This is a genomic window from Amycolatopsis sp. NPDC043889 (assembly GCF_056435645.1).
This window is the reverse complement of record NZ_JBWKEC010000010.1, coordinates 160,324-179,363: the sequence shown is the minus strand read 5'-3', so window position 1 is coordinate 179,363 and position 19,040 is coordinate 160,324. Positions and strand designations below refer to the sequence as shown.

At 70.8% G+C, this 19,040-nt stretch carries 13 protein-coding genes; 6 read left to right on the top strand and 7 right to left on the bottom strand.

Annotation, left to right across the window (positions count from 1 at the left end):
* Nucleotides 1–228: 228 nt before the first annotated feature.
* Nucleotides 229–1,323 (top strand): S1 family peptidase, encoded by a 1,095-nt coding sequence (locus AC0685_RS20905; RefSeq protein WP_478227069.1) that lies wholly within the window; start codon nucleotides 229–231, stop codon nucleotides 1,321–1,323.
* Between the two features lie 21 nt (nucleotides 1,324–1,344).
* Here AC0685_RS20905 and AC0685_RS20900 read toward each other — a convergent pair whose 3' ends face one another.
* Nucleotides 1,345–2,241 (bottom strand): LysR family transcriptional regulator, encoded by an 897-nt coding sequence (locus AC0685_RS20900; RefSeq protein ID WP_478227068.1) that lies wholly within the window; start codon nucleotides 2,239–2,241, stop codon nucleotides 1,345–1,347.
* Between the two features lie 80 nt (nucleotides 2,242–2,321).
* Between AC0685_RS20900 and AC0685_RS20895 the strand changes: the two genes are divergently transcribed.
* Both AC0685_RS20895 and AC0685_RS20890 read left to right on the top strand, forming a co-directional pair.
* The gene (locus AC0685_RS20895; protein ID WP_478227067.1) at nucleotides 2,322–2,729 is read left to right on the top strand and encodes a hypothetical protein; all 408 of its coding nucleotides are present in this window, start codon (nucleotides 2,322–2,324) and stop codon (nucleotides 2,727–2,729) included.
* Nucleotides 2,726–4,294, top strand: a complete 1,569-nt coding sequence (locus AC0685_RS20890) for a multicopper oxidase family protein (protein WP_478227066.1) — start codon at nucleotides 2,726–2,728, stop codon at nucleotides 4,292–4,294. Before AC0685_RS20895 ends, AC0685_RS20890 begins: the two co-directional genes overlap by 4 nt.
* Before the next feature lie 72 nt (nucleotides 4,295–4,366).
* Here the strand turns inward: AC0685_RS20890 and AC0685_RS20885 are convergent, their stop codons facing one another.
* Nucleotides 4,367–4,570, bottom strand: a complete 204-nt coding sequence (locus tag AC0685_RS20885) for a hypothetical protein (RefSeq protein ID WP_192744723.1) — start codon at nucleotides 4,568–4,570, stop codon at nucleotides 4,367–4,369.
* 246 nt (nucleotides 4,571–4,816) lie between these two features.
* On the opposite strand from AC0685_RS20885, the gene AC0685_RS20880 reads away from it, so the two are divergent.
* Genes AC0685_RS20880 through AC0685_RS20870 form a run of 3 tightly spaced genes read left to right on the top strand, consistent with a single transcriptional unit; the run spans nucleotide 4,817 to nucleotide 6,766 of the window.
* Nucleotides 4,817–5,170 carry a RidA family protein gene (locus tag AC0685_RS20880; RefSeq protein ID WP_478227065.1) on the top strand — a complete coding sequence of 118 codons (354 nt, stop codon included), beginning with the start codon at nucleotides 4,817–4,819 and terminating at the stop codon, nucleotides 5,168–5,170.
* A complete protein-coding gene (locus tag AC0685_RS20875; protein WP_340682426.1) occupies nucleotides 5,163–5,807 on the top strand; it encodes a helix-turn-helix transcriptional regulator in 645 nt (214 codons plus the stop codon). Before AC0685_RS20880 ends, AC0685_RS20875 begins: the two co-directional genes overlap by 8 nt.
* Nucleotides 5,804–6,766 carry a pyridoxal-phosphate dependent enzyme gene (locus AC0685_RS20870; RefSeq protein ID WP_478227064.1) on the top strand — a complete coding sequence of 321 codons (963 nt, stop codon included), beginning with the start codon at nucleotides 5,804–5,806 and terminating at the stop codon, nucleotides 6,764–6,766. The genes AC0685_RS20875 and AC0685_RS20870 overlap by 4 nt, the downstream gene beginning before the upstream one ends.
* 98 nt (nucleotides 6,767–6,864) lie before the next feature.
* On the opposite strand, the gene AC0685_RS20865 is transcribed toward AC0685_RS20870, so the two are convergent.
* The 5 genes from AC0685_RS20865 to AC0685_RS20845 form a co-directional block, all read right to left on the bottom strand.
* Complete coding sequence (locus AC0685_RS20865) at nucleotides 6,865–7,845, bottom strand: alpha/beta hydrolase (RefSeq protein ID WP_478227063.1); 981 nt, start codon at nucleotides 7,843–7,845, stop codon at nucleotides 6,865–6,867.
* A gap of 13 nt (nucleotides 7,846–7,858) precedes the next feature.
* The gene (locus tag AC0685_RS20860; RefSeq protein ID WP_478227062.1) at nucleotides 7,859–9,439 is read right to left on the bottom strand and encodes an acyl-CoA carboxylase subunit beta; all 1,581 of its coding nucleotides are present in this window, start codon (nucleotides 9,437–9,439) and stop codon (nucleotides 7,859–7,861) included.
* Nucleotides 9,436–15,858, bottom strand: a complete 6,423-nt coding sequence (locus AC0685_RS20855; protein ID WP_478227061.1) for an SDR family NAD(P)-dependent oxidoreductase — start codon at nucleotides 15,856–15,858, stop codon at nucleotides 9,436–9,438. Before AC0685_RS20855 ends, AC0685_RS20860 begins: the two co-directional genes overlap by 4 nt.
* Complete coding sequence (locus tag AC0685_RS20850) at nucleotides 15,855–17,615, bottom strand: fatty acyl-AMP ligase (protein WP_478227060.1); 1,761 nt, start codon at nucleotides 17,613–17,615, stop codon at nucleotides 15,855–15,857. Before AC0685_RS20850 ends, AC0685_RS20855 begins: the two co-directional genes overlap by 4 nt.
* 361 nt (nucleotides 17,616–17,976) lie before the next feature.
* Complete coding sequence (locus tag AC0685_RS20845; protein ID WP_478227059.1) at nucleotides 17,977–18,894, bottom strand: helix-turn-helix transcriptional regulator; 918 nt, start codon at nucleotides 18,892–18,894, stop codon at nucleotides 17,977–17,979.
* Between the last annotated feature and the right edge of the window lie 146 nt (nucleotides 18,895–19,040).

The window sequence follows — 19,040 nt, the reverse complement described above, 5'->3', positions numbered from 1 at the left end:
TCACGTAACCACCGTTTGCTGTGCGCGTATCCGTCGGTAGACCGAACGGCGGGTACCTATTTTTCTTCCTGTCCAACGAAAGTCGGTATCCGCCACCGGTGCGGCGGATCACCATGATCGGCACCGGATCACCGGCGCCGGGTCGCCTTGGCCGTGCCCGGCTACCCACTGTGTCCAGTGCGGCCACCCCTCGCGCTGGATGTCCCCTCGCGAAAGTGAGTCACCGGTATGCGCACAAACCCCTTAGCCCGTACCGCCACGACACTGGTGGCCGCGGCCGCGGTCGCCGGCTTCCTCGCCCCGTCCACGGCCACCGCCACCACCATCGCGGGCTACTCCCCCACGGTGCAGCACGAGGCGGTGACGTCCCTCGCCGCCGAAGCCGGGATCAGCCAGGCCGCCGCCGTCGAATTCCTCCGGACGCAGACGGCGAGCGTCGAGAAGCTGCAGAAGGTCACCGCTTCGCTCGGCTCCCGCGCCGCCGACGGATACCTCGACGACGCCGCAAAGCCGGTCGTGAACGTCCTCGACCAGGCCGCCGCGGACCAGGTGACGGCAACCGGGGCGCAGGCCCGGGTGGTCAAGCACTCCAGCGCCGCGCTGGCGGGGGCACAGAACGCCCTGCAGGCGTTGCCGTCGGTCGCGCACACGTCGATCGGCCTCGACCCGAAGGCCAACCAGGTCGTCTTGACCATCTCCGACGCGGCCAAGGGCACCGAAGCCCTCGTGAAGGCCGCCGAAGCACTCGGCGACCGCGTCCGCGTGGAGCGGACCACTGGCGAAATGCACACCGCGATCTACAACGGTGAGGCCATCACCGGCGGCGGCACCCGGTGCTCGGTCGGGTTCAACACCAACCGCGGCGGCCAGAACTACATCCTCGACGCCGGTCACTGCACCCGCGCGGTGTCGCAGTGGAACGTCGGACCGTCGCAGGGCGCCAGCTTCCCGACCAACGACTACGGCCTGATCCGCAACACCACCGGCAGCGCACCCGGCGCCGTCACCCTGTGGAACGGCTCCACCCAGCGGATCGCCTCCGCCGGTACCGCCACCGTCGGGCAGCGGATCAGCAAGAGCGGCAGCACCACCCGCCTCACCTCGGGTTCGGTGCAGCGGCTGAACGTCACGGTGAACTACGCCGAAGGCTCGGTGCACCAGCTGATCCAGACCAACGCGCTGGCCAACCCCGGCGACTCGGGCGGCTGCCTCTTCTCCGGCAGCGTCGGCCTCGGCATCACCTCCGGCAAGGGCAGTGGCACTTCGTACTACCAGCCGATCGGCGAGGCACTGAGCGCCTACAGCGTCACGCTCAACCCGTAAGGGCGCCCCACCGGGCCCCGGTCACCTCGACCGGGGCTCGGCCCGCGCACGGAAGTGGCCGACCAGGTGATCGCGAAACAGTTGGGCGGCAACGGAAAGGTACGTGTCCTCGCGCCACGCGACGCTGAGCACGCGGCGGCAGTCGGGATCGTCGACGTCCAGCCAGACCACCGCCGAGCCGGTGACGGCGCGCAACCCCAGGGAAGGCACCAGCGCGATACCGAGCCCCGCGTCGACGAGCTGGAAGAGCACCGCGGCTTCGTCTCCCTCGCAGACGACGTGCAGGTCGAGCCCGGCCTTTGCGAACAGACGATCGACGAGCCCGCGTTGCCAGTAACCGGGCCGCGTGGTGAGGAACGGCTCGCCCTCGAGATCCGCCAGGCCGACACGGCCGCGCTCGGCGAGCCGGTGCCCGGAAGGAACGCAGAGCATCACCGCCTCGTCGAGGAGCACACGGCTGCGGATGTCGTTGCCGGTCAAGGGTTGCGACGTGACGCAGAGGTCGACGTCGCCGGCTCTCAGTTTGTCCGCCATCCCCTCCGCCGATGCCTGGGAAAGCCGCAAGTCCACCAGCGGATGATTGGGGACGAAGGTGCGAAGCGGTTCGGTGAGGACCAGGAGGCTTTCGGCTGCGACGGCGACGGTGCCACGTTCCAGCCCGGCGGCGTCGTCGAGTTCCTGACGGGCGTCGTCGAGTTCGGCCAGCGCCCGGTCGACGCGGCGGAGGAACGCGGTCCCGAACCGGTTGAGCCGGATCCGGCGGCCGTGCCGGTCGAACAGCGGTACGCCGAGGTCGTTCTCGAGCCTGGCCAAGGTCCGGCTGAGCGAGGGTTGCGCGACACGCAGCTTTTCGGCGGCCCGGCCGACGTGTTCGAGCCGGGCGACCGTCTGGAAGTACCGGAGTGCCAGAAGATCCACTGCTGATACCTCGCCTGTTATGAACAGATAACCGATCTTGTCTTGGACAGCATAAGGCGTCGGCTTCTACGTTCGATCACGTGAGTGAAACCCTGACCAGCCCGAGCCGGACGGCGAACGGGACGCTGGTGGTGAACCGGGTACTGGTGAGCGCCCACGCCGTCGCGATCATCGGCCAGCCGATGTTCGCCGGCGGCTACCTCGGCGGCGACTACGACATGCTCTGGCTGCACCGCTGGGGCGCCGACGCCGTGTCGTACCTGGCGTACGCGCAGATCCTGGCGGCGCTGATCCTGTGGCTGGTCCGCGGACCGCGCTGGCTGTTCTGGATCAGCCTGCTGCTCGCGCTGGGTGAGACCGGACAGTATCTCGCCGGGATGAAGGGCGCGCTCGACCTGCACATCCCGCTCGGCGTCGCCCTCGTCACCGCGACGGTGCTGACGACCATCGCCGTCTGGCGGCCGCAGACCTGGCGGGTGGACCGATGAGCAGGCGGCTGCCCCGCAGGACCTTCTTCGGGCTCGCCGGCGGGGCCGGTGTCCTCGTCGCGGCGGGGGTCGCGGCTCCCCGCCTGCTCGCGCGGGGCGCTCCGGGGACCGGCGAGTTGCTGCGCAGCGGACTCCCGTTGCCGGAGCCGTTCCGGGTACCGCTGCCGATCCCGCCGGTCCTGCGTCCGCAAAGGACCGCCGAGGCCGATCACTACACGATCACCCAGCGGGCGGCGGCGGCCGAGATCCTCCCCGGCGTCCGGACGCCGATCTGGGGCTACGACGGGATCTTCCCCGGTCCGACGATCGAGTCGCGGCGGGATCGGACGGTGGTGGCGCACCACCGCAACGAACTTCCCGTGCCGACCGTGGTCCACCTGCACGGCGGGCACACCCCTGCCGACTCCGACGGCTACCCGACCGATCTCGTCCTGCCGCGATCCGGGTGGAGCACCGCGCATACCGGGCACGGCATGGCCGACGCCCGCGCCCGGATCTCGAACGGCGAACGCGACTACGTCTTCCCGCTGCGGCAACGGGCCGCGACCCTGTGGTACCACGACCATCGCATGGACTTCACCGGCCCGGCCGTGTACCGGGGCCTGGCCGGCTTCCATCTGGTCCGCGACGACGAGGAAGACTCACTGGGACTCCCGTCCGGGGACCGTGAACTGCCGCTGATGATCGCCGACCGGTCTTTCGACGAGCACGGGGCCTTCGCCTATCCCTCGCTCGACCGGTCGCTGCGGACCACACCAGGCGTCGAAAGTGCTTATGTGGAAGGCGTTTTCGGTGATGTCATCCTGGTAAACGGCGCGCCGTGGCCGGTACACGAGGTGGCGGCCGTCAAGTACCGCCTGCGCCTGCTCAACGGCTCCAACGCCCGGCGCTACGACCTGGCGCTGGACCCGTCGCCGCGCGGCGGGGGCGGTTTCGTGCAGATCGGCGCCGACCAAGGCCTCCTGGACGCGCCACGCGTACACGACCATCTCCCCATCGCGCCTGCGGAACGGTACGACGTCGTCGTCGACTTCGGCCGGTATCCGGCCGGCACCGAGGTCACCCTCGTGAACCGGCTCGGCACCGGTTCGACCGCCCAGGTCATGCGATTCGTCGTCGCGCGCCGCGCCGCGGACGACAGCCGCGTTCCGGCGAAACTCGGCGAAATCCCGCCGCTCACTCGCGAACAGGCCACGACCACGCGGGACTTCTCGTTCCGGGCAGGCACCGTCCACGGCCGCGCGGGCTGGGTGATCGGCGGGGAACCGTTCTCACCGGACGTGATGTCGGCGAGCCCGCGCCTAGGCGACACGGAGATCTGGCGGTTCGTCGCCGACATCCACCATCCCGTGCATCTGCACCTGGTGGGCTTCCGGATCCTTTCGCGGGGCGGGCGTCCGCCGGGGCCGTTCGACGGCGGCATCAAGGACACCGTGGACCTGGCCCCCGGCGAGTCGGTCGAGGTCATCGCGCGGTTCGACGGCTATCGCGGCCGTTATGTCTTCCATTGCCACAACGCCGAACACGAGGACATGGCGATGATGGCGAACTTCGAGGTGGTCTGAGCGATGTCAGGAAAGGGGCGTTCAGGACGAAAAACGTCCTGAACGCCCCTTTCCTGACGACTCGGGCCCGGCTCAGCCCACGCCGAGCAGGGCCGCGAGCGCCTCGACCAACGACGCGGACAGGCCGGCGATGGTGCTGTCGAGGTACTCGGCGATCGGCGTGAGTTCCGCCGCTGACGCCGAGCCGCCGAAGACGGCGAGCATCGGAACCGCCAGCAGGCCGGCCGCCAGGCCCCGCTTCGTCCAGCGGCGGGTGGTGCTCTGGGTGTCGCGCATGGTGTGCATCCTCTCGGCTGTGGATGTGCGGACAGGGACCGCACGCCGAGGAGGCTGCCTTGATCATCGAAGGCCGGACAAGGCGGTTCACCGCCATTTGACGATCATGAAACAGCGGTCGCTCGTCCGAGTGAAGCCCGTTAACCCGAGCGACTACCCGCGAGTAACACCCCGTTCACCACGTGAGCGGTATGTCACTTCCTATTTCGGTTGGACTTTCCGTCCAGCGCTTATACAGTCAGTCTCGTGACCAACGAGCATCCGTACCCTCCGGCCTTCCGCAGCGGCGACCTGGTTTCCGTGTCCGGGCGGCTCGGCGTGAGCGAGGCCGGCGCACTGGTGCCCGGCGGATTCGGCGCCGAATGCCCGCAGGCCTTCGCCAACCTCGACGCCGCGCTGCGTTCGGTGGGCGCGACGAGGGCCGACGTGGTGAAGGTCGTCGTCTACCTGACCGACATCGCCGACCGCGACGGCCTCAACCGGGTCTACGAAGAGTTCTTCGCCGAGCCCCGGCCCGCCCGGACCTGTGTGGGAGTGGCGTCGCTGCCCTATGGCGGCGTCGTCGAGGTCGAAGCCCTGGCCCGAGTACGCGATGTCTGAGCAGGACGCGATCCTCGACGCGCTCGCCCCGGTCGCCGACGGCATCGCGGCGACACTCGGCTCGTTCTGCGAGGTCGTGGTGCACGACTTCCGCCGTCCGGAGAAGTCGGTGGTCGCGATCGCCGGCTCGGTCACCGACCGCACCGTGGGCGGCTCGATGAGCGAGATCGGCATGGGCCTGCTCGCCCGCGGCGACGACGCCGAAGACCAGCTGAACTACGTCACTCGGACGGCGTCCGGGAAGCTCGTGAAGTCGTCGACCATGCTGCTGCGCGACAGCGGCGGCTCGGTGTTCGGCGCCTTGTGCGTGAACCTCGACGTCACCGCGCTGGGCCAGCTGCGGACCCTGGTCGGCGAACTCGCCGACGTCGGCACCGCCGCGGAAACGCCGACCACCACCTTCGGCGACGACGTCGACGCGGTGGTGGACGCGATCGTCGACGAGCACCAGCTCCGGCTGAACAAACCTTGGACCGCGCTCAGCCGCGAAGAACGCCTCGACCTGTTCCGCAGCCTGCACGCGCGCGGCGTCTTCGCCGTGCGGCGGGCCGTGCCCCAGGTCGCGGCCCGGATCGGGATCTCCCGCGCCTCCGCTTACAACTATCTCGCCGAAATCCGTGATCAAGGAGCATCATGACCGCCCCCGTGACCATCGACGACATCCGCGACGCCGCCGCCCGTCTGGCCGGTGTCGCGCACCGGACGCCGGTCGTGCGTTCCCGGACCCTCGACGACCTCGTCGGCGCCGAGGTCTTCATCAAGTGCGAAAACCTCCAGCGCGTCGGGGCTTTCAAGTTCCGTGGCGCGTACAACGCCGCTTCGCGACTGTCGCCGGAACAGCTGGCCAAGGGCATCGCCGCCTACTCGTCGGGGAACCACGCCCAAGCCGTCGCGCTCGCCGCGCGGGAACTCGGGAGCAGCGCGGTCATCCTGATCCCGGAGGACACCCCGCAGTCCAAAAAGGACGCCACCGCGGGCTACGGCGCCGAGATCGTCACCTACGACCGGTACACCGGCGACCGCGTCGCGATCGGTGAGGCACTGGCGGCCGACCGCGGTCTCGCGCTCATCCCGCCCTACGAGCACCCGCACGTGATCGCCGGGCAGGGCACCGCGGCGCTGGAACTGCTGGAGGACACCGAATCACTGGACACGCTCGTCGTCCCGGTCGGCGGCGGTGGCCTGATCGCGGGCAGCTCGACCGCCGCGAAGGCCGTGCGGCCCGGTATCCGGGTCGCCGGTGTCGAACCCGCCGAGGGCGACGACACCAAACGCTCGCTGGAGGCCGGGGAACGCGTGTCGATTCCCGTGCCGCGGACCATCGCCGACGGCCAGGCGGCCTCCATTCCCGGCGAACTGACCTTCTCGATCAACCGGCGGCTCGTCGACGACGTCGCGCTGGTCACCGACGACCAGGTCCGGGACGCGATGCGGTTCGCGTTCGAACGGCTGAAGCTCGTCATCGAGCCGAGCGGGGCGACCGGGCTCGCGGCGCTGCTCAGCGGCCAGGTGCCCGCTTCGGGCAGGGTCGGGGTGATCGTCAGCGGCGGGAACGTGAGCCCGGAACGCTTCGCCGAACTGATCGCGGCCGGGTAGCGCTGGTGCGGTGCGGGGTGTCGCGAAAGCACGCCGTGGCCGGCACCGCCGAGTAACCCCTCGTGAGTGGTAAGGACGGTTAGAACCGTCCTTACCACTCACGAGATCCCGAGCCCACCCGCCAGCACCGGCCAGGAGTTCCGCAGCGCCCGTTGCCAGTAGGGCCAGCTGTGCGTACCGTCGCCGTAGTAGTCGACGGTCACCGGAATCCCCTTGGCCTTCAACCGATCCGTGAAACTCACCGAGGAAGCCAGCGCCTGCGGTTCGAAGATGTCGGACTGTCCCGGCGGGTCGAGCGGACCGGTCTTCCCGTTCCCGCAGGAGATGTAGAGCGCCGTGCCACGCAGGCCGTCGACGTTGTCGTATGGATTGTTCGCCGTCCAGAGCGGCCGCATCCCCCAGGAGTCGCCCCAGAGTTCGAGGTAGTTGAAGATCCCCGCGCGGGCCAGGATCCCCTGGATGAACAGCGGAGCTCCCTGGTTGAGGGTGTTCGGCACCCCGCTGTAGGACGCGGCCGCGGCGAACATGCCCTTGTGCTTGTACGAGTACGCGAGCGCGCCGTACCCGCCGATCGACAGCCCGGCGACGACCCGGCGCGTACCCGCCCGGTAGCCGCGTTCGACGATCTGCCGCACCTCCAGGGTGTGGAAGGTGTCCCAGTCGGGAGTGCTCTTGAGCCCGAAGTTCCACCATTTCGTGTACATCCCGGCGGGCCCGCCGGTCGGCATGACGACGAGGGCGTCCTTGTCCGCGGTGAACGCCTTGACGTCGGTGAACTGGTCCCACGAGCGGTAGTCGACCGGTTCACAGCAGCCGTGCAGCAGGAACAGCGTCGGCCAGGTCCGCGTCGGTTGCGCGGCCCAGCCCGCCGGGACCAGCAGGCGGACCATGCCGGTGGTGCCGAGCGCGGGCGAACTGATCTTGAGGTCGACGGTGCGCGCGTCCAGCCAGGTCTCCTCGACGACCTTCGCGCCGTTGTCGGCGGTGACCGGCGCGGGCGCCGCGCTCGCGGGGACCGGGCTTCCGAGCAGGGCGGCCATGGCCAGCGCCAGCAGACCCCACCGCCGGGTTCGCTTCATCGTTTCTCCTTGCTCACAACGGGATGTTTCCGTGCTTCTTGGCCGGGAGGGTCTGCCGTTTGGTCCGCAGCGCGTGCAACGCCCTCGCCACCTGAAGGCGTGTCTGCGACGGCGCGATGACCTGATCGACGTAACCGCGTTCGGCCGCCGGGTAAGGGTTCGAATGCCGTTCGCGGTACGCCTCGGTGAGCCGTCGCCGTTCGGCGGACCGCTGTTCCGGGGGCAGCGCGGCCAGGTCGTGCCGGTGCAGCACCCGCACCGCGCCCTCGGCGCCCATCACCGCGATCTCCGCGGTGGGCCAGGCCAGGTTGATGTCCGCGCCGAGATGTTTCGACCCCATCACCGCGTAGCCGCCGCCGTAAGCCTTGCGGATCACCACGGTCACCTTCGGCACGGTCGCCTCGGCGTAGGCGTAGATCAGCTTGGCGCCGCGCCGGATGATCCCGTGCCGTTCCTGCGCCTCGCCGGGCAGGTAACCGGGCACGTCGGCCAGGGTGAGGATCGGGATGGAGAAGGCGTCGCAGAACCGGACGAACCGCGCGGCCTTCTCCGAGGCGTCGATGTCGATCACGCCCGCACGATGGCGAGGCTGGTTCGCCACGACACCGACCGTGCGGCCCCGGATCCGGCCGAACGCGCAGATCATGTTAGGCGCGAAGCCGCTGTGCACCTCCATGAAGTCGCCGTCGTCGACGAGACGGACGATCACCTCGGCCATGTCGTACGCCTGATTCAGCGAATCGGGCACCAGCCGGTCGAGTTCGAGGTCGGCGGCGGTGAGTTCGGGCGCGGTCTCGTCGGCGTACCCCGGGACGGTGTCGAGGTTGTTGGACGGCAGATACCCGAGCAGGGTCCGCACCCAGTCGATGGCGTCGTGTTCGTCGGTGGCCCGGTGGTGGGCGTTCCCGGACACCTCGCTGTTCACCGCGGCGCCGCCGAGCCGCTGAGCGGTGACCCGTTCGCCGCTGACGGCGTGCACGACGTCCGGCCCGGTGACGAACATGTGCGCGGTCTCGTCGACCATCACGGTGAAGTCGGTGATCGCCGGCGAGTAGACCGCCCCGCCCGCGCAGGGGCCCATGATCAGCGAGATCTGCGGGATGACGCCGGACGCCAGCGTGTTGCGCCTGCCGAGTTCGGCGTAGTAGGCGAGCGAGACGACGCCTTCCTGGATCCGGGCGCCGCCGGAGTCGTTGATCCCGACCACGGGACAGCCCAGCGTCATCGCCAGGTCCATCACCTTGAGGACCTTCTCGCCGAAGACCTCGCCCATGCTGCCGCCGAACACGGTGAAGTCCTGGGAGAACACGCAGATCCGCCTGCCGTCGACGGTGCCGTGCCCGGTCACCACTCCGTCGCCGTAGGGCCGGTTGGCGTCCATCCCGAACTCGGTGCACCGATGCCGGGCGAACTGGTCGAGTTCGACGAAGGAACCCGGGTCCAGCAACTCCTCGACGCGTTCGCGCGCGGTCAGCTTCCCCTTGGCGTGCTGCCGGTCGGCGGCCCGCTTCTCGGCGGTCCGGAGCTCTTCCCGGCGGGCGGCGAGATCGGCGATCCGGAACGCCGTCGTCGGAGCGAACGGGACATCGGTCATGATCTCGCCGTCCTCGGAGCCCCGAGCCGGGCCGAGAGTGCCGAGGCGACCACCTCGACGTGCGGCGGGTCGATCATCGACAGGTGATCGCCCGGCACCCGCACGACCTCCAGATCCGGGCAGAAGGCGTCCCAGCCCAGGGTGTCGTCGGTGCGCAGGTACCGCGGATCGAGGGTGGTGGTCAGCGGATGCGGCTCCTGCGCGCGCAGCAACAGCACCGGCCCGGCATAGGGTTCCGGCTCGTACCGTTCGGCGACCCGTGCGTCCACATAGGACTCGTACTGGTGCCGCAGCACGCCGTGCCCCAGCTCGGGCACCTGTGCGGCCAACCTGCCGATCACCAGCCGGATCTGTTCGTCGTCGCCGAGCCGGGCGAGGTCTTCACGCGGGATGTCCAGCGGGACACCGTAGGTCCGCTCGATGTGCTCCGCGAACCGGTCGAACCGGTCCAGCAGGATCTCCCCGGCCGGTTTCCCCGGCGCGGGCAGCGGCAGGATGCTGTCGATCATGAACACGAGATCGACCCGCTCCCCGGCCGCGGTCAGGCGCCGTGCGGTCTCGTAGGCGAGGCAGCCGCCGAACGACCACCCGCCCAGCCGGTACGGGCCCCGCGGCTGGATCTCCCGGATCAGCTCGACATAGCACTCGGCCTTGTCCTCGACGGTGTCTTCGTCGTCGATCCGTTCGAGCCCGTAGACGGATCTGCCCTCGGGCAGCAGGCGGACGAGCCCCTCGTAGACGCTCGTCGGACCGCCCGCCGGATGGAACAGGAACACCGGATCCGTGCCGCCTTCGCGCAACGGCCGGACAGGGCAGCCTCCGCGTCCCTCGATCTCGTCGCGCAGCAGGTCGGCCATCGCGGCGATCGTCGGTGTGGCGAAGAGCCGTTCGGGAACGGCTCCCAACTGCCCGGTGAACACGGCTCGCAGCCGCTCGGCCGCTTCGGCGTCGCCACCGGCGGCGAAGAAGTCCTCGTGGACGCCGGGCTCCGCGCCGCCGAGTTCCGCCTGCCAGTGCCGGGCGATCCAGCGTTCGGCCGGATCGCGCGGCCCGACGGCCGTGACCTGCTTGGCGGGCCGGGCTCCTCCCTCGCCGAACCCCGCCTGATCGGCGAGATGGCCGGCGACTTCGGCGAGGCCCGCACCCCGCAACAGCAGCGGAATCGGCAGCGTCAGGCCGAAGTCGCGTTCCACGACTCCCCTGGCGCGCAAGGCGGCGAGCGAGTCCAGGCCGAGCCGGGTGAGCGGCGTCCGCCGGTCGATCTCGTCCGCGGAGAGGCCGAGCATCCCGGCGACGAGCCCGGCGAGGTAGTCGGCCAGCATCTCGCGGGCGGCTTCCGGGAGGACCGCCCGCAGCGCGTCCAGTCCGTCCCAAGTGGACGGTCCGGATGCCGGTTCCTCCCCCGGTACCAGGATCTCGAAGAACGGCCGTCCGGCCAGCCGGGGGAACAGGGCGAGCACCGTCCCGGCGTCGACCCTGGCGATCCCGGTCGACACGCGGTCACGGCGCAACACGGCCTCCATCGCCGCCAACGCCTCCTCCGTGCCGAGCGATTCGAGGACGGGATTACGGCTGCCGACGGCCGCTCCCGCTTCACCCCAGGCTCCCCAGCCGATGGTCGCCGCCGGCAGTCCCGCGGCGCGGCGCCACGCGACGAGGGCGTCCACCCACGCGTTCGCGGTGGCGTAGGCGGTCTGCCCCGGTGATCCGAACAACGCCGCCGCCGACGAATACGTCAGCCACCAGTCGAGTTCGTGTCCGGCCGTCGCCTCGTGCACTCGCCATGCCCCCAGCGCTTTCGCGCGCCAGACAGCCTCGACGGCGTCGTCGTCGAGGGCGACGGCGGCGCCGTCGGACAGCACACCGGCCGCGTGCAGCACCCCACGCAACGGCAGGCCGCCTTCGGTCGCGGCCGCGACCAGCGCTTCGGCCGTTCCCGGTTCGGCGATGTCACCCGTCACCACGCGGACGTCGACGCCCTGCTCGCGCAGTTCTGCCAGAAGCGGCTCGACCGCAGGGCTCGCACCACGCCGGCCGGAAAGGACGAGCCTGGTCGCGCCGCGTGCCGCAAGCCAATCCGCGGCGACCAGGCCGAGGCCGCCGAGACCTCCGGTGATCACGTAAGCGCCGTCGCGCACCACGGTTTCGTGGCCGGGTTCGCCGAGCTTCGGGCGGGCGAGCAGCCGCGTGTACCGGACGCCCTCTCGCCAGGCGATCTCGTCGTCCGGCGCGTCCGCGCGGATCTCCGCCACCAGCCTGCCGACCCACAGCCGGGCCGGGTCCGGCTCGGCGTCGAAGTCGACCTGGCTCGCCCGCAGTTCGGGGTGCTCGAAGGCGAGGACCCGGACCAGTCCGCGCAGCCAGGCCTGGCCGGGGTCGCCGCGCTCGCCGGGTTCGATGGCCGAGGCACCCGCGCTGACGAGCCACAACCGCGGCGCTTCTTCGACCAGTTCGGCGAGGACGCCGGAGAACTCGGCGACCCTTCGCGCCGCGTTCATCGGATCGGGCCCGTCCGAAGTCCCGGCGCACGCGAGGACTCCCGCCACCTCGCGGGAACTCAGGACTTCCGCGAGCGCCTTCCGGTCCCCGGGCCGAACCGTCACCAGCTCGTCCCCGGCTTCGGTGAGCCGGTCACGCAATGCCGTCAGCCACGGCGCGTCTTCGTGCAGGACGACCCAGCGGCGCGAGCCCGGCGCGGCCGACGGCAGGTCGGCCTGCCGCCAGACCGTCTCGAACAGCAGATCCGCCATCGGCACCGGCAGCGCCGAACGCTGGAACCGGCGGCAGTAGACCTCGCGGAACTCGACCAGGACGACGTCGTCGGCGTCGACCAGCTGGACACCGCCGACCAGGCCGTCGCTCGCCGGATCGAGCGAGTCGAGCACGGCGTCGACCCGGACACCGTGGCGTGGGTCACCGGCGAGGACGATCTCGCCCAAGGTCAGCGGCAGGAACACGCCGTCGGCTTCGCGGAGCGCGTCCCCGGCCGCGGCGGCCAGCGCGTGCAGGCAGGCATCGGCGATCACCGGATGCAGGACGTACGCCGGATCGTCGGCGGGCAGGGTGATCGACGCCGAAGCCCGGCCCGGCGCGGCCAGGACGTCACGCAGCCCACGGAAAGCGGGACCATAGCTCTGCCCCACGCCGGCCAGCACCCGATACAGGTCGATCGGCCGGGCGTCGTCGCCGACCGCGCCGAACGGCACCAGCGCGGTGTTCCCGTCGCGGACACGGGCGGTCGCGTGCCGCACCCAGCCGCCGTCCGCGGACCGCGCGTAGACGTCCACGCTTCCGGAGCTCAGGCTGGTCGTCACCTCGGTGTGCGCGGCGAGCGGGAGCACCCGGTGCAGTTCGAGACCACCGATGCGCAACATCCCGCCGGGCCGCAGGACCGTTTTCGCCGCCGCGAGCGCGAGTTCCAGGAATCCGGCGGCGGGGAACAGCGGGACACCCATCGCCGCGTGGTCGGCCAGCCACGGCAGCGCCTCGGTCCCGATGTCCGCGTGCCACAGGTGCCCGCCACCGGTCGGTTGTTCGATGTGGACACCCAGCAACGGATGCGCGCCCCCGGCTCGGTTCGCCGTACGCCGCGGCCAGAACCGCCGGTGCCGCCAGCGCGGACACGGCAACTCGACCGGAAGCGGACGGGGGCCACCGTCGTCGAGCAGGACGGGCAGTCCGAGGGTGTGGAGCCGGGCGAGCGTGGTCAGGAACGCCACCCGCTCGTCGACCTTGCGGCTCGCCGACGGCACCGCGAGCGCGCCGGTGCTCTGCTCGATCGCGGCCAGTGCGACCGGATGCGGCGAAATCTCGACGAACACGCCGTACCCGTCGGCGGTCGCCGCCACCAGCGCCTGGCTGAACCGCACCGGACGGCGCAGATTCGCCGCCCAGTACTCGACGTCGAACACCACTGACCTTTGTGGATCGTCGAGAACGCTGCTGTAGCAGGGAATCTCCACCGGTCGTGGGGAAAGGTCGCCGAGCTCGGCGCGGAACCGGCCGAGAACGGCGTCGACGGCTTCCGAATGGCCCGCACCCCCGACCGGCAGCCGCTTCGCCAGCCTGCCGAGGCTCTCGACGTGCGAAACCAGCGCCTCGACCTGTTCGGCACCGCCGCTGACGGTGCACTGGACCGGCGAGGCGTAGACCGCGACGGTGATCCCGGGGAAGTCCGTTTCCAGATCGGCGAGTTCGGCCGGGGACAGTTCGACCACCGCCATCGCGCCGTCGCCGGACGCGTCGACCTCGGCCAGCAGCCGGGCGCGGGTGGCCATCACGCGCAGGCCGTCGGCGACGTCCAGCGCCCCCGCGACGACGGCGGCCGCGACCTCGCCCATCGAATGCCCGAGCACCGCGGACGGGACGACGCCGTGTGCGCGCCAGAGCCCCGCGAGGGCCAGCTGCATGCCGAACAACGCGAGTTGCGTCTCCGCGAGGTCCGGCAGGTCCCGCGCGCCGGAGAACATCTCGCTCAGAGTGAACCCCGCTTCGGCCAGGAACACCGGATCGAGTGCCTCCACCTCGGCCCGGAACGCGGGCTCGGTGCGCAGCAGGACGCGGCCCATCCCGGGCCACTGGGAGCCGTAGCCGGAGAAGACGAACACGACGCCTGGCGCAGGTCCGGCCTCGCCGAGGACGACGTCGCCGCTCTCGCGTCCGGCGGCCATTTCCCGCCATGCGGCGGCCACCCGGTCGCGTCCCTCCGCGATGACCGCGCCACGGATGGGCAAGTGGTCGCGGCTCCGGGCCAGTGTCGCGGCGACCGTGTCCAGCGGGACCGACCGGTGGGCGGGGTCTTCGAGCCAGTCCGCCAGATCGGCGGCCCGCGCCCGGAGCACCTCGGCCGACCGCGCGGACAGCACGAAGATCCGCGGGCGCCCGGTCTCCGTCCCGCGAGCGGCGAACGACGCGGCAGGCCATTCTTCGAGGACGACGTGGGCGTTGGTGCCACCGAAGCCGAACGCCGAGACCCCGGCGCGCACGACGTCGGAGTAGCGCGGCCACCCGGTCCCGGTGTCCACCACCCGGAGGCCGAGACCGGTGAAGTCGACATGCGGGCTGGGTTCGTGATGATGCGGCGTCGGCGGCAGCCGCCGGTGGACCATCGCGAGGACGACCTTGATCAGCCCGGCCATCCCCGCCGCGCCCTCCAGATGGCCCAGGTTCCCCTTCACCGAGCCGATCAGGAGCGGGCGGCCGGGTTCGCGTCCGGCTCCGAGCACCTCTCCGAGCGCGCCCGCTTCGATCGGGTCGCCCACCTCGGTCCCGGTCCCGTGCGCCTCCACGTAGTCCACAGTGGACGGCTCGACGCCCGCCGCCGCGTACGCGTCCCGCAGCAAGTCCGCCTGCGCGCCGGGACTGGGCGCGACGAGACCGTTGGACCGCCCGTCGGAGTTGACCGCGCTGCCGCGGATCACCGCGAGCACCCGATCACCCGCGCGGCGAGCGGCCTTCAGCGGTCTGAGCACGATCACGCCACAGCCCTCGCCGCGGGCGATGCCGTCGGCGGCGGCGTCGAACGGTTTGCAGTACCCGTCCGGGGCCAGCACCCCGGCCCGCTGGAAGGACGCCGTGACCGCCGGTGAGAGCAGCAGGTTCACCCCGGCGGCGAGCGCCGTCCCGCATTCGCCGCGGCGCAGGCTCTGCACCGCTTGGTGCACCGCGACCAGCGAGGACGAGCACGCGGTGTCGACGGTGAGACTGGGCCCGCGCAGGTCGAACAGGTACGACAGCCGGTTGGCGGCGATGCTCGTCGCGGCACCGGTGGCGGACCAGACGTCGACGGTGGCTGGATCGGCCATCGTCAGGTGGCCGTACTCGCCCGCCGAGAGCCCGACGAACACCCCGGTCCGGCTTCCCCGGAGCGTGGACGGCGGGATCCCGGCGTGCTCCAGTGCCGCCCACGTCACTTCGAGCAGTATCCGCTGCTGGGGATCCATCGTTTCGGCCTCGCCCGGAGTGATGCCGAAGAACTCGGCGTCGAAACCGGCGATGTCACCGAGGAACCCGCCACGCGCGGGGATACCCCAGCGATCCTCCGGAACCTCGCGGATGCCGTCGCGTCCGGCGTCCAGGAGCCGCCAGTAGCGCTCAGGAGAGTCCGCGCCGCCCGGCAGGCGACAGCCGACACCGACGATCGCGATCGGTTCCTCCTCGCGGCCTTCACCGCCCACGGCCGCGGAGTCCTCCACTGTGGACAGACGGTCGGCGAGAGCGGCGATCGTCGGATACTGCCACACCAGGGTCGGCGGCAACGGGCGGCCGAGGTACCGGCCCAGCTCCGCCGCCAGTTCCATCGACTCCCGCGAGGAAAGCCCGCTCTCGTGCAGCGGACGGTCCGGATCGACGTGGTCCGCCGGCGACCCGGTCCGCTCCGCGACCCGCGCGACGAGCCAGGCGCGGATCTCCGCGGTCACCCGAGCCGCCGCGCGGTCAGCGAACCGTCCAGATAGGACTGCCGGCACCGGGCACGGCTGATCTTGCCGCTGGAGGTGCGCGGTACCTCGCCCGGGGCGAGGAAGACGACGTCGTGCGGCCGCAGACCGTGCGCGGCCGAGACGGCCCTCTTGATCTCCGTGGTCGCCACGGCGAGGTCGGCCCCGGTCTCCTTGGCACGCTCCACCAGCACGACCGCCGCTTCGCCGTCTTCGTGCTCGATCGCGAAAGCCGCCGCGGAATGCGGCCGGACCGCGGGATGTGTCTCCACGGTCTGTTCGATGTCCTGCGGGTAGTGGTTGCGGCCGTCGACGATGACGAGGTCCTTGAGCCTGCCGGTCATGAACAGCTCACCCTCGTACCGCACGCCGAGGTCCCCGGTCGCGAGCCAGCCCGCGCCGGACTCCGGGTCGATCGGCGGCAGGCCGAAGACACCGTCGGACGCGGCGGGTCGTCCCCAGTACCCCACGCCGACGTTCGGGCCGTTGACCTGAATCTCCCCCACCCTGCCGGGTTCGACCAGCGCGCCGGTGACCGGATCGGCGATGCGGACCCGTTGTCCCACCGGGAATCCGCACGAGACGAGGGTGGTGGACGCCGCGCCGGGGAGCGCCGGCGCGGCGAGCCCGGTGGCGAGCCGCTCGCGGTCGAAGGCGACCTGCCGTGGCGCCGTGCCCGCCTCGGTGACGGAGACGAGCACCGTGGCCTCGGCCAGCCCGTAGGAGGACCGGTGCACCTCCGGGCGCAGCCCGCATTCCTCGAAGGCGCCGTGGAACTTCGCGATGGTCGACGGAAGAACCGGCTCGCTGCCGTTGATCAGCGAGACGACCCGGCTCAGTTCGAGGTAGCTCTTCTCGTCCTCGGTGACCCGGGAAGCGGTGTAGGCGTAGGCGAAATTCGGTGCCGCGCTGATCGCGCCGGGGCTGGCCGAGAGCGCGCGCAGCCACCGTGCCGGACGTTCCAGGAAGGCGTGCGGATCCATCAGGACAGACGCCGCCCCCGCCGCCAGCGGCGCGCCGATCCCGAGGATCAGGCCCATGTCGTGGAAGAGCGGCAGCCAGCTGACGGTGGAGGTCGTCCCGGTTTCGATCGCGTAGGCGTCGCAAGCCTGACGGGCGTTGGTGAGCGCGTTGCGGTGGGTCAGCATCACGCCGGCCGGCGTCCGCGTGGAACCGGACGTGTACTGCAGATACGCCACTCCGTCCGGTTCCGGTCGCGGCCAGGAGCGATCACCGGCCGCGACCGGAGCTGTGGTGTCGACGGCGAGCACGGCGGGCCGCTCGAAATCCGTCGAGGCGAGGAAACCGGCGGCGTCGTCGAGTCCGTCGGTGGTGGTGAGCACGACCCTCGGCGCGCAGTCGGCGAGCACGGCGGCCAGCCTGCCCGCGTGCCCGGGGAGGTCCGGGGAGAACAGCGGGACCGCCACCAGCCCGGCGCGGATCGCGCCGAGGAAGGCGACGACGTAGTCGACGGACTGCCGGGCCAGGATCGCGGCCCGGTCCCCCGGGCCGGTGAACCCGGTCAGGCGGGTGGCGAGGGCGTCGACCCGGTCGTCGAGCTCGCGCCAGGACAGGGTGATCGCCCGGCCGTCCGCCCCGGCACGATGGTCGAGGTAGGTCACCGCGACGTCGTCGCCGAGCCGCCACGCCCAGTACCTCAGCAGCGTCGCGAACGACTCCCCGCCGCGTGCGTCGTCCGGCCCGTGGGCGGCGACGACCGATTCCGAAATGGTTTCCATGGCCCCTCGTTGTGACGACTCGTACAGGAGCGGGTGAATTCGGAACGGCGCCGTTGCCGAAAGCGGATTCCATTCCGGAGACCGTTCTTTATCTGCCCGGAACTGTATGGACGTCCCGGGAAGAGTGTCAATGAAAGGATGATGGAACGCCGCCGAAAACACGGACGTGCTCACGGGAACGTGAGAAAGAGGGCACTCCGCTTGTCACTTGGGGACGAAATGTCCGCGTGCTCAGGGGATTCGGCCGCCGGGGCGCGCCGACTCCTCGGTACCGGCGCCCTTAGCCCACGCGAGTCCGTGAAGGCCTCCTTCCCTACCCTCAGAGTAGGTAAGGAGGCCTTCACGGACCGACCCGAGACGATCAGAGCCAGCCCTGTCGTGACGCCTGCGCTCCCAGCTGGAACCGGGTCCGCGCTCCCAGCAGTTGCTGCAACCGGCTGATCCGCCGCAGCACCGTGCGCTCACTGACCCCGAGCTCGCGCGCGATCGCCTCGTCGGTCAGGCCTCCGCTCAGCAACGCGAGCAGGCGGCGCGTGGCGACGGTCGGTTCCTGCGCCGCTTCCGCGTCGTCCGGACCGCCCGCCCGCACGGGCACGGCCATCCGCCAGAACGAGCCGAACAACTCGATCAGCGCGCTCAGCAGCATCGACGGATGGACCAGCAGGGCGAGGACGTCACCGGCGTCGGAATTCGGGACCGCGATCAGCGCCCGGTTGCCGTCGGCGATCACCAGCTTCAGCGGCAGCCCGGGGAACACCCTCGCCTGCTCCCCGAGGGCGATACTCGACTGCACCTGGGCGAATCCGTCGTCGTGCTGCAACACGGACGAGTCGTAGACGACGCGGTACGCGATGCCACGCGCCATCGAACCTGGCTGCACCGTGCTCACTTCGGGCTTCGGGCTCATGTAAGACCCCGGGTCCAGCGCGACGATGTCGACGGCCGCCTGGGTCTGCATGGCTTCGAAGGTGGCGATCACCTCGTCCCGGCTGCGCAGTACCTCGACGAAGTCCGCGTCCCGGCCCGTCCGCAGCGAGTAAGCGGCGCCGAGCACCTCGGCCGCTTCCCGCGCGCGGATCGCCGCTGCCTCGTGCTGCGCCGCGAACGCCGACAGCGCCGCACGCGGCGGGCACACCTCGACCCCGGACGCGCCTGGTCGGACCAGGCCGAACCGCTCCAGCTCCGCTAGCTCGGCGCCGGGCGTGATCGGGCGCCCGTCCAGCAAAGCCCGGTACAGCTGCTCGGCCTCCATCGACAGGCCTCGAGACTCGGCGAGCATGACGCTTCTCCTCCCCCACCCCGGGATCGATCGGCGTGACATCGATGTCACGCCTGGCGGACCGGCTGTTTCCGCTCACCGGTCTTGAGGGGGAAGGCGCCCTGATCGTGCGCCTGAACCGATAACGAAACCATCACAGATCATGC